Below are 14178 nucleotides of genomic sequence, written 5' to 3'. Positions count from 1 at the left end.
TTAGAACCTCACGTTTAAACCCAACGAAAATGACCGTAAAACAGGATACGCATCGAATTCTATCTCAGGATCTCGGTAGCTATACGGATTGTAAATATAAAATGGATTAAGGGCCGTAAAATATAGACGCACATTGTCCACTCCATAAGGCTTCATTATGGCCTGTGGTAACGTATAACCTACATTAAAATTTCTAACCCGAAGCATCAACGAATTTACTTTCCAAAACTGCGAATTGATATTCACATCTGAATTATTATTCATTTCTGTGAGCCAATGCGGATTAGGAAGCTTACCTCCGGGATTAAGCTCGGGATCATAGATATCATTCCAAATAGTCGGCTTATTAGCCACCGAGCTGGAGATGTTGCCCGGAATGGCCTGTCGCATCAAGCCCTCCATCTCTCTGTGCCCGCCGAAACTACCGTCTATCACCATCTCAAAACTAATTCCCTTGTAGGAAGCATTGAGTGTAGAACCAATAAAGTATGGCGCTGCCTGTCTGCGGGAAATTTGTACCCGGTCATTTTCATCCACAATACCATCAGGATCAGCAAATGTACCATCGTCCTGCAACGGGCCACGCACGTCGCGATAGTACAACATACCGGGTCTTAGCTGATCTACCGGCAAGCCAAATAGCGACGTAATATTATATGTATTAACGTATGCATCAATATCCTGCTGGCTTCTAAACATTCCCAGATGATCAAATCCCCAAACACCTATATCACTAGACCTGTCTGGTTTCGGATTCCAAGGGTACATCAAATCCTGAGGGCTGAAATTGCCGACAAGCACCTTGTTGTCGTACCAGGTAAAACGGAAACTACCGCCATAATTGAAGTCGGATCCGATTTTGTCCCGCCAACCAACCTGAAATTCAGTTCCGAACATATCAATCTCCCCAAAGTTCTCAGACGCGATACTTCCTCCTACCGTAATTGGCACCGTAGCAGTACGCTCCATCAACATATTCCTACCCCTGTTGTAAAACAGTTCTACCGTTGTAGATAACCGACTCTTTAAAAATGTAGCGTCAATACCTAAGTTGTTTTTATAATCATCGCTCCATCGTGCATTTCGGTTGGGCGACACCTCCATCTTCATACCCATCGACGCCGGGTTGTCGCCTCCAAACACCGCGCCTTTTCCATTCTGGTAGGTATAGCGCTGACGCCATTGCCATGCGCGCGTGTCATCTTTGCCTAAGATTCCGAAGCTGTAGCGAATCTTTAATAGATCAACAAAAGACGACTTAAAGAAATTTTCCTCCGAAATCACCCAACCTCCGGATAAGGTATAGAATTGTCCCCAGTAATTCTCCGGCGCAAAGCGCGTGGAGGCATCGGAACGGAACAGGAACTCTGCCATATACTTATTACCGTACGACCAGTTGGCCCTTCCGACATAAGATAAGGTACCGGCTTCGTATCGGGTGGTCGATCCGTCGATAGTACCAAATGCGGAATTAAATTGCCCATTGGTATCCGAGAGCGGATCGTCACGCAGTAAATTCTCCTGGTACGATTCGGACTCGCTACGTTCTACAAGGAATAACCCAGAGACATTATGCTTTCCAAAACTGCGGCCATAATTGAGGGAGAAGTTAATCTGATTATTCTGTCCACTTTGATTGATAATAGAAAGCCTATTATCATTATTAATACGCGTAGCATTGCCTACTGTAGCTCCTTCATCGTAAATATGCTGGTTCGCTCCGGCACGGTTAAACTGGTACAGCATATAGTGAGTACCGATCCGACCGGTGCGCCCGTTGTCGAAATTGCTGCCATAGCTCAATCTCGCAGTCAATTCTTTTAAAAACGGCAATTTGTATTCCGCCGTCACATTAACCGAAAGCTTGCGCCGGCGGCCATCCGAAAGATTGTTCAACCTCAGGATCTCATAATAGTGGTAGCCTCCTCCGCCGGGCGGGCGGACCGGATAACCATCCACATACATCGGAATATACTGCGGCATAGTAATTAGATTACGATAATCATTATCGTCATTCTCTCCACCCAATTTATTAAATGTTTTAACCTGTTGTTCGGCATTACCAGACAACTGCAAATCTAACTTCAAACCTTCCGCAACATTGAGGCTAGACCCCGCACGAAAATTCCATCGATCGTAATCCAAGGAACCTAGATTTCCGCCCTGATTGACATACGACACGTTGGAAAAGTAAGTTGCGCGGTCGCTTCCGCCACTAATGTTAAGTGCATGACTGGTATTGTGCGCCGTTTTCCAAGCGGGCTCTAACCAATCAAAGCTTCTCGTGCGGAAATGTTCCACCTCATCGGGACTAAAAAAGAAATTAGGATCTTCCGCACTTCGATTTGCACCGTTGGGTCCGTTCATGATATTGATGTAGTTCGCGTAATCATATGCAGACATCATTTCCGTCCGATAGGCGGCGTCCATGAACCCATAGTTTCCGTTATAACTGATCATCGGTTTCCCCGATTTTCCTCTTCGGGTGGTGACGAGCACAACCCCGTTGGCCCCTCTAGCTCCGTATACCGCAGCAGAACCGTCTTTTAAAAAGGAAAGGCTTTCGATTTCGGCCGGAGACAAGGTATTAAAAAGAGAATTGTCAGGAGCTCCCTGCGAAGTTACTTGGATAATACCGTCAATCACATAGAGGGGCTGATTAGTACCCCCGTCTTTGGAGACGCTCATTGGATTCCGTAACTGCAATGTCGCCGGTCCTCCAGGTCTTCGAACTCCGCCAGAAACATTTAAACCAAGTACTCTACCAGCTAACGCTGCGCCAACGTTGGTCACGGGCAGGTCTTCTAATTCTTCGCCGCTGATCGTCTCAACAGCACCCGTTAAATGGATTTTTTTCTGTTGCCCATACCCGACAACCACGACCTCATCAAGATTGTCTGCAGATGATTCTAGTGTAATGCTCAGGTTAACGCGGCCATCCACGGCAATCTCTTGCGATTTATAGCCGACAAACGAAACAACCAAAACCTCATTGCCTGTAGGTAAATTCATGCGGAAGACACCATTTTGATCGGTGCCCGCACTCGTTTTACTGCCCTTAATAAAGACCGTGGCGCCCGCTATGGGATTGCCCGCTTTATCGACCACCTTACCGGTTACGTTAATTAACTTGTGCGAATACGCCAGATCGGAAACCACCTTGGAAGCGACGCCTACTGCAGGCACACCTAAAACCAAAAAAATGGGTAACCAATAAGCGCTTCGCTTTACAAGACGTGTGTTGAAAGGAAATTTACGCTTCATAGTTTAATTAATTAGTAATAACTATATGTTTATAATTGCAGTCCTTGACAAAGCCCTCGTGCACGTATCCAAATCATTAAATATGATTATATCCCTCAAGTGCATTGCAACTTCGCGATGACCTAAAATGTTTCTAATAAATAATACAGAAATCTCTCTAATTAGATGGTTCTGTTTATAATTGTTAGGATGAAATTACGAAACTAACGAACCCTTATATTAGCGATATTTATCCTTTTACTGTACCATCTTAGCCAAACTTGTACTTATGACCGATGAAAAAAAAAAGGGGTTTCAAGTGTATTCAACCTGAGCCCCTTTTTACGCACTAAAAACCGGCAATTAACTAATCCATTTTTATTCCTTTCTTTCGTCCATGAGCATTTTTTATACCATCTTACCATTACTAAAAAAGAACAAAATACAACTACAGCCTTTGCCATTTAAAGCGAAACAAACAACAAACAACTGAAAAACAAGAGAATAAAAAAAAAGTAGCAAAAAAAAACGCCGTATTCGTCAAGAAAATTTTACACAAATTGTTATATTATATTCTCGTTATTAATACTTTCATGGCAAAAATATACTAATTTTGAAGTTGTAGGATTTACAAACAGAGGAGAGAAACTATCTATGAAGCCACTATTTAGAAAAGTTCCGGTACAATATGAGAGTTCTTTTTCAGCTCGACATGATATCATGCCTAACTTTGGTAATGTGTGGCACTACCATGACGAGTTAGAGCTACATTATACAATCCGGGGGGAAGGGATTCGGTTTATTGGAGACAATATAACCAGTTTTGCCCCTGGCGAGATTATTTTAGTGGGCGAAAAACTATCCCATGCCTGGCGTTGCAATGAAGAATATTATCAGAATAACCCGGACTATTCTATCGAAGCAATCGTCATGCAGTTTCTCCCAGACTGTTTAGGCAGGCAGCTTTTGACATTGCCCGAGATGTACCTGTTGCCAAAGCTATACGAGAAAGCAAAAAGTGGACTAATCCTAAAAGGAGATACGAAAGAAACGGTAGCCAAACTAATGCGCGAATGTGTACAAGAGGAGGGTATGGGCCGGGTTATTTCTCTCATGAAAATCCTGCAGACCATTGCCGAAAGTGAAGAATGCGAAACGATCGTGAAAACGCAGAGCGCTTTTCACCATTCTAATGAAGCAGACAGCATCCGGCTGAATGATGTCTTCAACTTTACACATGCCAACTACAAAAATGATATATCCCTAGAGGAGGTTGCCAGCATATCCAACCTCAGTGTTACGTCCTTTTGTCGCTATTTTAAGATGATGACCAAAAAGACGTATTACGACTTTTTGATCGAAATCCGTATCAGCCACGCCTGCCGTTTGCTGGTTGAAAACAAATTGCCGACAGAAGTGATCTGTTTTGAATGCGGTTTTAATAATGTGTCTAACTTCTACCGACACTTTAAGCGGGTGACTGGTATGACGCCACTAGATTACAAAAAGAAATACTTACACCGGGCATAGTTCCTACCGTACATCCAGGTTATCGATATACACTTCTTTCGCCCCCTCCGAGTAGATGCGAACAATATAGGTACCTGCGTTGACCATCGTACCGGTATTCTCATCCAGGTAATTCCATTTCCCTTCTCTCGTGGGTTCAAATACGACCGGCGTACGCGCCCGCAGTACAGTTCCATCTTTAGCTAGCACTTCGTAATAGCCATACTTCTGTTCTGTACTCGCATTGTGGTATTTGAACGTCAAGGCATACACGTCGGCCACGCCGACGGAAATTTCCCATCCAACCATACTTTCCTGATCGCCCAGGAACTGTAAGCGCTCCTGTCCCTGAAAGTCGACCAGCCCTACGTAATGATACATCTTCGTTTGATTCGCTTTGTAACCGACCGTCTTTTTAAGGTCATAGGCGGGCTGGAGTCCACTCATTAGCTGAAAAGCATAGGCCACTTCACCTTCCTGCCGCTTCCATACAAACGATAAGGAATCGTTGAGAATTTTCTTATAGACGAAGAGCTCCTCTCCTCGGTTGTTTACAACTTTCTGTTGCGTATCTTCGTAACCCGACAGCTTATTCTTCGCCAATACATAAAAATTTGACGGGAAATCAAACCGAAGTTCCGCCGAGTCAACTTCATCACGCAGGGTATAGTAATCCGAACCGTAAAGGAAGGAAGGCAACGCATGAATAGATAGATTCTGCTCCTGATCGTAGACATCACCGGTGTCCATCCAAGCATGCCGGTTTAATTCGACAGAATCTACTACCTGAAGATTGTAAGATCGAATGGCCCGCGGCACTGCATCCGATGCTTCAGACACCGCTGCAATGGCTATCGCCTGTACAACCGCCTGCCCTGCATACACCCGCGGAAAGTTTATAAAAATAGTTCCGTTGGTGGCTTTAACTTGATACGTTCTTTTTAACGCCATGTCATGTCCCACTTCTTTCCAGATATCAAGCTTTTTATCGACTACCTCACCGTTAACAGCAACATCAAACACCCTTCGTCCTGTTGCATCTGAAACACCCCCCGTACCGATCCAGGGTTCCGCAAAATATAGCTCAACGACGTAATTGCCATTCGGCACATCAAAGGTATAGGCTAATTTATCCTGTCCGTATCTGAATGTTTGGAACAAAGGCCAATCGGATGTACCTTGAATCGGGTCAAACACTCTTCGTTGGCTGGCAAACACCGGATTAATACCGGGATATTCATCTGTCCACGAATGAGCACCCCAACCTTGCGACTTATGATAAGGTCTATCGGCGGACCAGACCTGACCGAACGCGTCTTCGTACTGCGGTCCGCCCGCATTGACACGAAAAAGATAATTTGCACTATCGGTGCCCTTTAACAGTGTAGAAGCCGTGTCACGCAAGGCGTTAAAATTTGGACTTTCTGGTAAATGGTGTAAAACGATCGTATCCCGTGCGACAACTCGCCCCCTAATTCTACCTTCGGCGTACAGCACATTGTACTGTACATTGACGTTGTTGAATTCGAAATGCGTTCCGACACCTTGGTGCTTTTTAATGCCTAATGACTGTTGTCCGATGTCATTAAACAACTCGACCTCATCACAATTGGAATAGATCCGGACGTGGTTTTTAATGCCCGGTGTACGCCAGCGGTTTGGCCAGGTATGGGATGCAATGTAGAGCATGGGATCCGTCTGTGGCGCATAATTCGCGCGGTACATAAAGTAGGCATCTGTCGGCTCGCCCCAAGGCGTAAGCAGCCCTTTATAATTTACGGGGCCTATTTTATCAATATCCCGATAGCCCTCTCCGCCCTGTACACGTCCCGGATTATCATGCGAATTCCACAGCCATTGATAATGTCCGATAGACTCACCTTTCACCGAGTCTGCTAATCGAATCTTCGTCTCCAATATTTCGGTAAAACGTGCTTCGCTGTACACGTTATGGTTGGGCAAATAAGGTGGCTCGGTATGCAACTCCAGACTGCGCCATGCACCGTACTCACCAACCAAAATCTGCCGCTTCAAATCCTCACCATAGGTGTTGTGATGTCCGCCGTATGTCCCTGTCCAGTTTTGAGGCACATCCCAATCCGTTCCGCTACCACCATTACAGGTCGTTACCAAGCGTTGAATAGATGCGGTCGGATCCAAGCTGCGTATAATGTCTGTGCACTCCCGTGCAAATTCTTCAGGAAGCGTACTTTCGTTTTCCAATCCCCAGAGAAATACTGAAGGACTATTCCTTCGTTCACGTACCCAATCACGCAGTAAGGTCTTAAAATTCTGCTTAAAAGCATCGTTGTCAAACCAGATGTGTGCTGCCATCTGGGTCCACAGTAAAATTCCGTTTTCATCCCAATAATCCTGATAGCGCAGATTGTGTGGCTGATGGGCATCCCGAAACGAATTAAAGCCAAGTGATTTCATTTCGCTTACGCGAGCTGTGATCTCTTCATCGTCAAAGGCATGGGAATTACCCAACTTGTGTTCATACTCTGCAATACCGTGTATAAAAACAGGTTTGTCGTTTACAAACAACTGATTTGTCCCGTTTGGTAGCAATCCTTTTGGCCAGCTGATTTTGCGAATACCATAAGGTGTCGTTACCCGGTCCAATATCGTTTTTCCGTCAGCTACTGTGGTCTCCGCCTGATACAAGTAAGGTGTTTCAGGTGACCATAATGCAGGGTCTGAAACCTGTAGATCGTGCAGCCGAAATTGTGCTTCTTTATTTGCGGCAAGTGTCACCACCTGCGACGATCTCGCGACCTGCTTTCCTTCCTTATTCAACAGGCGCGTTTCTAGCGTTAGCCTTCTCTTACGAGGAGATGTATTGTTTACTTCGACAGTCTGTTGAATGACAGCTTGCTGCCGGTCGATCTTTTCATCATTCCAGTAATGAACACCAAAGGGAACGATATTGACTTCATTTTTTACAATTAGGGACACCGGCCGAAAGATACCAAGCGGCTGAGAACCTTCTGAAAACCCGCGCTCCGGCGAACATCCTCCGTCTACCCAAGGGAGATCGCGAATGTCGGCGGGATGATCGGCCCGTACCGCTAAGATATTTTCTTTGCCATCTACACGTATGGCATCTGTAACGTCTATCGTAAAGGTAGTACGCCCGCCGGCATGATAGCCGACCCGCTTTTCATTGAGCCATACCGTAGCATAGGCTCCTACTCCTTCAAAAAAGAGGTAATATCTTTTGTTATTTCCTTTGTTTTTTTTCAGTTTAAACGTCTTCCGATACCAGGCATAACCGTGTAAGTTCCCGTGCAGCTGACGTCGGTAACCACCGTACTGATCCCAATTATGCGGTACTTGCACTTGCTTCCAGTGCGACCCTTCTTCGAAATTAAGGGCTTGAAAACCTTCGTAAGCAGATGTATCACTTTCATGCATCACTGTATTCCAGCCCTCATGCAGCTCCAGCTGTTCACGTGGACTCTGGGTATAGGCAATAAAAGGAAAAATTAGAATCAGAATGAAATAACCGTATCGGAACATATTAATTTACGTGTTTTAAACTTGAGTCGAATGTATATGTCTTCCCTTTTTCCGTGTTTAGCTGAATAGCATTGCCTTTGTACTTTAGAGATAATGGCTTGCCAGCCGTGGATCGCACTTCCAATGTGCGCAACGTCTTATCTTTCCAAACCATGTTTACTTCAAATCCCCCACGCGCTTTTATCCCTTTGATACTACCCATAGCGAGCCTCTCTGGCAAAGCAGGTAATATTTCGATGTACGAAAGATGGCTCTGTAGAAACAGTTCGGCAATTCCTGCTGCACCGCCGAAATTTCCATCAATCTGGAAGGGGGGATGCGCATCGAAAAGATTGGGATAAGACCCGCCGTCGCTATCTGCAGGACGCAACAGCATTTTGATCATATTCAGCGTGTGCTCGCTATCCTTTAGGCGAGCCCAAAAATTGATTTTCCAAGCCAGGCTCCAACCTGTCCCTTCATCGCCGCGCATTTTCAACGTTTGTTTTGCCGCATCCATCAATGCCGGTGTCGCTTCTTCATTGATTTCGTTCCCAGGGTGCAATCCCCATAAGTGGGATACATGCCGGTGCTTGTTCTCCGGATCGTCCTTGTCCTCTAACCACTCCTGCAGCTGACCGTACTTGCCAATTTGATTGGGTGCGATCTTCGCATGCATTTGCATAATAGAATCCCGTAGTCCGCGGTCTTTATCCAACAAGTCTGCAGACTTCACAAAAATCTGGAATAGCGCCCGAATAATCTGATGATCCATCGTTGGACCTTTGACCAACCCACCGTTTTCCGGTGAATTGGATGGCGTACTGACAAGCCATCCAGTTGATTTGTCTTCAACGAGCACATCTTTGAAAAATAGGGTAGCCCCTTTTATGATATCGTAGTAATCTGCTATAAATTGCGGATCTTGATTAAACTGATAGTGCTCCCACAGATGAGTCACCAGCCAAGCTCCGCCTGTCGGCCATATACCATGATTGGAATTATTAATTGGTGCCGTGCCCCGCCAGATATCGGTATTGTGATGAAGCACCCACCCTCGTGCGTTGTAGTAGGATTTTGCGGTTTTCGTACCTGCAGCCTGTAGCTCCCGGATCATCTGAAACAACGGCGTATGCAGCTCACGTAAATTCAGCACCTCGGTTGGCCAATAATTCATCTCTAGGTTGATGTTGGCCGTGTATTTACTCCCCCATGATGGTTCAAGCTGATGGTTCCAAACGCCCTGTAAGTTGGCAGGCTGTGTGCCTTCCCGCGAACTGGAAATTTGTAAATACCGGCCATACTGCACGTAAAGTGCCACAAATGAAGGATCGACATCCTTATCGAAATTGGTTAAACGTACATCGGTAGTAAGCTGGCTTTGTTCGCCCAAATCGATCGCAAAACGATCGTAAAGATGTTTATAGTCTTTCCGATGGGCCTGTGCGAATTCGTCGAAGGATTGGTTGGCCATTTTTTCTTGTATGGCAAATGCCTTTTTATAACCATCGCCTGTGATATCGTTGTAATTCACAAAATTAGTCGCTGCCGAAAGGTATACATAAGCCTCATCGGCATCCTTAACTTCCAACATATTGTCGACTATACGAGCAGTACCGTTCTTTAACTTAATACGGACTAAACTTACACCGACTAATCCGCCGTCTTTAACATTTACCGTTAAGGAAAGCGTATTTTCATCGACTTTCTCGATCTTATGTTGCGCATGCTTGGTTCCTAATGCAAGCTTAAAGCTTACCTTTTTCTTTTTATTCGCGGCAAGCCGGATACCGATTGCCTGATCTGGAAAACTCGTCAGATACGTGCGTCGGTATTGTACCCCTCGGGCCGTATATGTTACCTCCGCTAAACCTTCGTCCAGATTCAATACACGTTTATAATCCGTTGCCGTTTCATGTGGAAAAGACAATTTTAGCATACCGAATGGTTGGTAAGACGCCTGATAACTACCCACTTTGGGGGGATTCGCGTCCTGCACGTGGTATTTCCACAGGCCATTTAGGGAATGCTTAAGCCCTTCGTTGTCTACCAAACCAATGTGCTGGGCGGTATCTTTATATCCAGCAATTCCTCCCTTTCCAAACAAATTAATCACCTGAATCGCAATCACATTTTTCCCTTCACGCAGCACATTTTTAGGAATCTTGTATCCCCGTTTAACGGCCTCGCCCGCAGTGTTTCCGACAAACGTACCGTTGATATACGTGTAATCAATGTCCCTAACGCGGTTTAGATCGAGTACCCAGTCCTTTGATAGATCCGCTTTTGACAAATCAAACTCCCTCCGAAACCACAGTGCCCCATCGAGACCTTCCAAGCCAGCCGATTCCCATCCTTCGTAAGTGGGAACAGTAAAATTTTTCCAATGCGAATCCTCAAAACGAAATGCGGATGGAGCATCGCTCTTTCCGCGTATTTCACCTACGTCCTTCAGCCAGCGGCCGTTGTCTTCGGTTTCGCTTTTCAGCCCCATGAATTCGTTCATGGCCAGTTCTTCCGCTTGTTTTTGGTTGCCTTTTTCCAATAAATAACGAATGCTATCTAAGTACTGATGGGCATTCTTTGCATTATAATCACGCGGAGAGCCTGTCCAAAGGGTTTCTTCGTTAAATTGAATCTCGTCTTCGGCTATGCCTCCATATATCATCGCACCTAGCTTACCATTTCCAATCGGCAAAGCTTCCTCCCATACCTTTGCAGGCGAAGAATACCATAGCTTATATTGTGCAATTGATATTTCTGCACAAAATAGAAGTAGGAATAGTAATGAAAAACGCGTCAAATACATGTGATGTTATTTAGTTATGTTATTCAGGAATTTTACGGCCTTATTTTCTTCTTTTATCACCTTTTTTACATTGGAAAAATTATTATTGTGAACGGAAATATTGCCATTTTCTTTTCCAATCAATTCGAGATATAAGTTCGTGCCTACATACGGGAAATTATTCTGGATATTCACCTGCTTCGCCTCTTCTAACACGATTAATGCTTTATCTGGATGAGGTGTAAAGTTTTGTACTTTATGAAGGTCCATGAATTCTACGTTTTTGGCCTTAATCAACGGTTCATTTGCGACGTCTACCTGCACGTTTTGGAAACTGATATTTTTCGCATTCTCCAGTGAGAATCCAGATTGCGCCTGCATGTTGATATTTGCAAAGCTTACATTTTCCACCGGCATTTCTAATAAACCTCTTACAAGACAAACGCGATTTGTATTTCCAGCCATATCACTGATGAAGATATTCTTAAATGCTGGGGTTCTTTCTGACACCGGTTCCACCTCAGTTTTTGCGTACTGCATATCCATGACGATAGCCTGATCCCGGATATTACGCATCACAATATTACTCACGCGGATATTTTCTACGATTCCGCCACGTCCTCTTGCAGTTTTAAGACGAATACCTCGGTCTGTACCGTCAAAAACACAGTTAGAGATCACTATATTTTTTACACCACCAGACATCTCACTACCGATCACGACACCACCATGGCCACGTAACATCGTACAATTGGTAATGGTGTAGTTTTCCGCAGGAATATTTATTTTTCTACCGGAACGGTCTTTACCGGATTTTATCGTGATACAATCGTCTCCTACACTGATGTGACTATTGGCAATACGTACATTTTGGCAAGATTCAGGATTAATTCCATCGGTATTAGGCGACGGTGGATTATCTATGGTTATACCGTCGATGGTTACGTTATCACAATACTGTGGATTGATCGTCCAAAAAGGTGAATTTTGAATTTTTATGTCTTTGATCTGAACATTGTTACAGTTCAAAAACTGTATAAATGGAGGACGCAAAAAGCCACGCTCTATCCACCCGGGTAGATCTGGAGCGAGTACATTCGGATTCAGGCGTTTGAATTCCTTTTGCCACTTACTGTCTTCCGTTAACTTTTTAACTTCGACCTCCGAAAACCGCCACCAATTCTTTCCATGTCCATCGATCAACCCTCTTCCGACAATAGCGATGTTTTCCAAACCATTCCCATAAAATAAAGGAGAAAAATTGATGACCTCTGTTCCTTCCCAGCGGGATTCGACCATAGGTAAATAATGGTCAAAATTATCGCTAAAATGAAGTTCTGCTCCGGCATCGATATGAATGGTGATGTTGCTCTTGAGGTGAATAGGACCCGTTAAATATTTTCCGGCAGGAAAATAGACAGTACCACCTCCTTTGTTCGCTGCAGCATCGATCGTATTTTTTATCGCTAGCGTGTTGATAGCCGAACTGTCATTTTTCGCACCAAAATCCATCACATTGAAGAATTCCTGTGCACCTACCTCTGAACCAAATAAGAACGAGATACCAATTAAAAATCCGGTAAATAGTTTTTTAAGCATATTAGTTTAAGTTTATTTTAATATTCTTTAATTTCCCTGTACGTGCGATTTTATGTCCATCTGCATACACGGTTAAGCCTTTTCCTTGATTGTACTTTTTCCCATCTTCATCCCAGTAAATGGATATATCTTTCCCATGATACCTTACGTTGGTCAATGCAAAGTACTTCCATTTTCCAGCAGGAATCAAAGGCTTGATCTCCAACACATTTCCGACTTGGGGCTTTACTCCGATCAGATCCTGGATAATCACATCCATATAGGTGGAGTGGTTATAAAATTTACTTCTTGGATGATCGCCTTTCAACCATTCGCCGTTAACTTCATCCTGGTACTCGCCGATATATGGCTTACCGTCCATGACATGGGATTTGGCATATTTTTGCACCTCGCGATAGAAATCCGCTTTACTTATCTTCCCGGTATGCTTATAATCGGCCAATAGATTAGCCATACCCCGTAATGTTTGCGAAGTAGCAAAAGGCCAAAGTGCGCCGTCCCACTCGCATCCGTGTCCGGATCCGCGGGTTCTAAACGTCGGTTCTCTTCGTTCCGCTGTTGTCAGGCCCCAAGGTGCATTGAATCCAGCCGTATCCAACACCTGGTCCCACGCTTGCGCGTATTCCTTATTATCGGCTGGGATATGGAAATACCATGGAATAAAACCTATCGCTTCGCGTGCGTTGTGCAAACGGCCATCTGGTAATTTTGTCTTGAAAAATTTTTCCTCTTTATCCCATAGCGAATCGATTAGTTTGGGCTTTAATTCGCTGGCCTTTTTTTGGTATTTTGCCTTTAAATCGGCATGGCCTACAATGTCGGCTATCTCAGCGAGAGCTACAGCGTTGGCATACATATAACTGTTTATCGTGGGCCGCATATTTTCGTCTCGTCGGCTTCCGGAAACAGACTCTTCCATCCCATCTTTTACATCGTGCTGCCAAAACAGGCCGTTTGGCAATTGACGTTCTTGTTCCCATTTTTCGTAATCCAAGTCCAGGTCCTTAATTCGGCTAGATAGATAGGACGTATTGTTGGAAACTTTATGATAGGCTAATAATGCATCAGGTAGCCATGAACTAAATTGATGAAAACGTGGTTTGGTCTGCCCCTCGTCCGCTTTGTAAAGCCAAAAGTCAATGTATTCCTTCAGAAATTCATTATCCCGCAACCAACGGGCTTCGTATATGTGATGGCCTAACGCGCAGCTAATGGAATTGAACTTGCCTGCATGTTTCACCGGTTCAATAAATTCGGTCACGATAGTGCCCTCTGGGGTCACTTTGATGTGCTTACGGTATGACCACCAACGGAAATAGTATATTTCTTCTATATCGGTGTCTGGACACTCAAAAAGGGGAATATTCGCCTTTAGCCATTCGCTAGAACTTTCATTATCAATCAGATTGACAACGGCTTCGTTGTCCTGACTGTTAAATTTTGTTACGTATTTATCCAATTTCGTGGCTAGATCTACCTGTCCCCACACGACAGCGGGGAGCAATAACAACAGAAACAATGGGCCTCTTCTCATATCT

General features: G+C 44.5%; 6 protein-coding genes. 1 reads left to right on the top strand and 5 read right to left on the bottom strand.

Going from position 1 to position 14178, the window contains the following annotated elements:
• A complete protein-coding gene (locus tag C4F40_RS11215) occupies positions 1-3264 on the bottom strand; it encodes a SusC/RagA family TonB-linked outer membrane protein (RefSeq protein ID WP_196939494.1) in 3264 nt (1087 codons plus the stop codon).
• A 633-nt stretch (positions 3265-3897) separates the two neighbouring features.
• On the opposite strand from C4F40_RS11215, the gene C4F40_RS11210 reads away from it, so the two are divergent.
• The gene (locus C4F40_RS11210; protein ID WP_196939493.1) at positions 3898-4773 is read left to right on the top strand and encodes an AraC family transcriptional regulator; all 876 of its coding nucleotides are present in this window, start codon (positions 3898-3900) and stop codon (positions 4771-4773) included.
• A 3-nt stretch (positions 4774-4776) separates the two neighbouring features.
• On the opposite strand, the gene C4F40_RS11205 is transcribed toward C4F40_RS11210, so the two are convergent.
• Genes C4F40_RS11205 through C4F40_RS11190 form a run of 4 tightly spaced genes read right to left on the bottom strand, consistent with a single transcriptional unit; the run spans position 4777 to position 14174 of the window.
• On the bottom strand, positions 4777-8274 hold the full coding sequence (locus C4F40_RS11205) for a malectin domain-containing carbohydrate-binding protein (RefSeq protein ID WP_231390024.1): 3498 nt from the start codon (positions 8272-8274) through the stop codon (positions 4777-4779).
• Between the two features lies 1 nt (position 8275).
• Positions 8276-11062, bottom strand: coding sequence for a glycoside hydrolase family 95 protein (locus tag C4F40_RS11200; RefSeq protein WP_196939492.1), 2787 nt, complete (start codon positions 11060-11062; stop codon positions 8276-8278).
• A 6-nt stretch (positions 11063-11068) separates the two neighbouring features.
• Complete coding sequence (locus tag C4F40_RS11195) at positions 11069-12640, bottom strand: glycoside hydrolase family 28 protein (protein WP_196939491.1); 1572 nt, start codon at positions 12638-12640, stop codon at positions 11069-11071.
• Between the two features lies 1 nt (position 12641).
• Positions 12642-14174, bottom strand: a complete 1533-nt coding sequence (locus C4F40_RS11190) for an MGH1-like glycoside hydrolase domain-containing protein (RefSeq protein WP_196939490.1) — start codon at positions 14172-14174, stop codon at positions 12642-12644.
• Positions 14175-14178: the final 4 nt, after the last annotated feature.

The sequence above is a fragment of the Sphingobacterium pedocola genome (assembly GCF_015209965.1).
In the GTDB taxonomy this organism is placed as follows: Bacteria; Bacteroidota; Bacteroidia; order Sphingobacteriales; family Sphingobacteriaceae; genus Sphingobacterium; species Sphingobacterium pedocola.
This window is presented reverse-complemented; position numbering and strand designations above follow the sequence as displayed.

Coding starts and splice junctions, on each gene's coding strand:
- C4F40_RS11200 (WP_196939492.1), bottom strand. CDS start 11,062: ATGTATTTGACGCGTTTTTCATTACTATTCCTACTTCTATTTTGTGCA.
- C4F40_RS11190 (WP_196939490.1), bottom strand. CDS start 14,174: ATGAGAAGAGGCCCATTGTTTCTGTTGTTATTGCTCCCCGCTGTCGTG.
- C4F40_RS11215 (WP_196939494.1), bottom strand. CDS start 3,264: ATGAAGCGTAAATTTCCTTTCAACACACGTCTTGTAAAGCGAAGCGCT.
- C4F40_RS11205 (WP_231390024.1), bottom strand. CDS start 8,274: ATGTTCCGATACGGTTATTTCATTCTGATTCTAATTTTTCCTTTTATT.
- C4F40_RS11195 (WP_196939491.1), bottom strand. CDS start 12,640: ATGCTTAAAAAACTATTTACCGGATTTTTAATTGGTATCTCGTTCTTA.
- C4F40_RS11210 (WP_196939493.1), top strand. CDS start 3,898: ATGAAGCCACTATTTAGAAAAGTTCCGGTACAATATGAGAGTTCTTTT.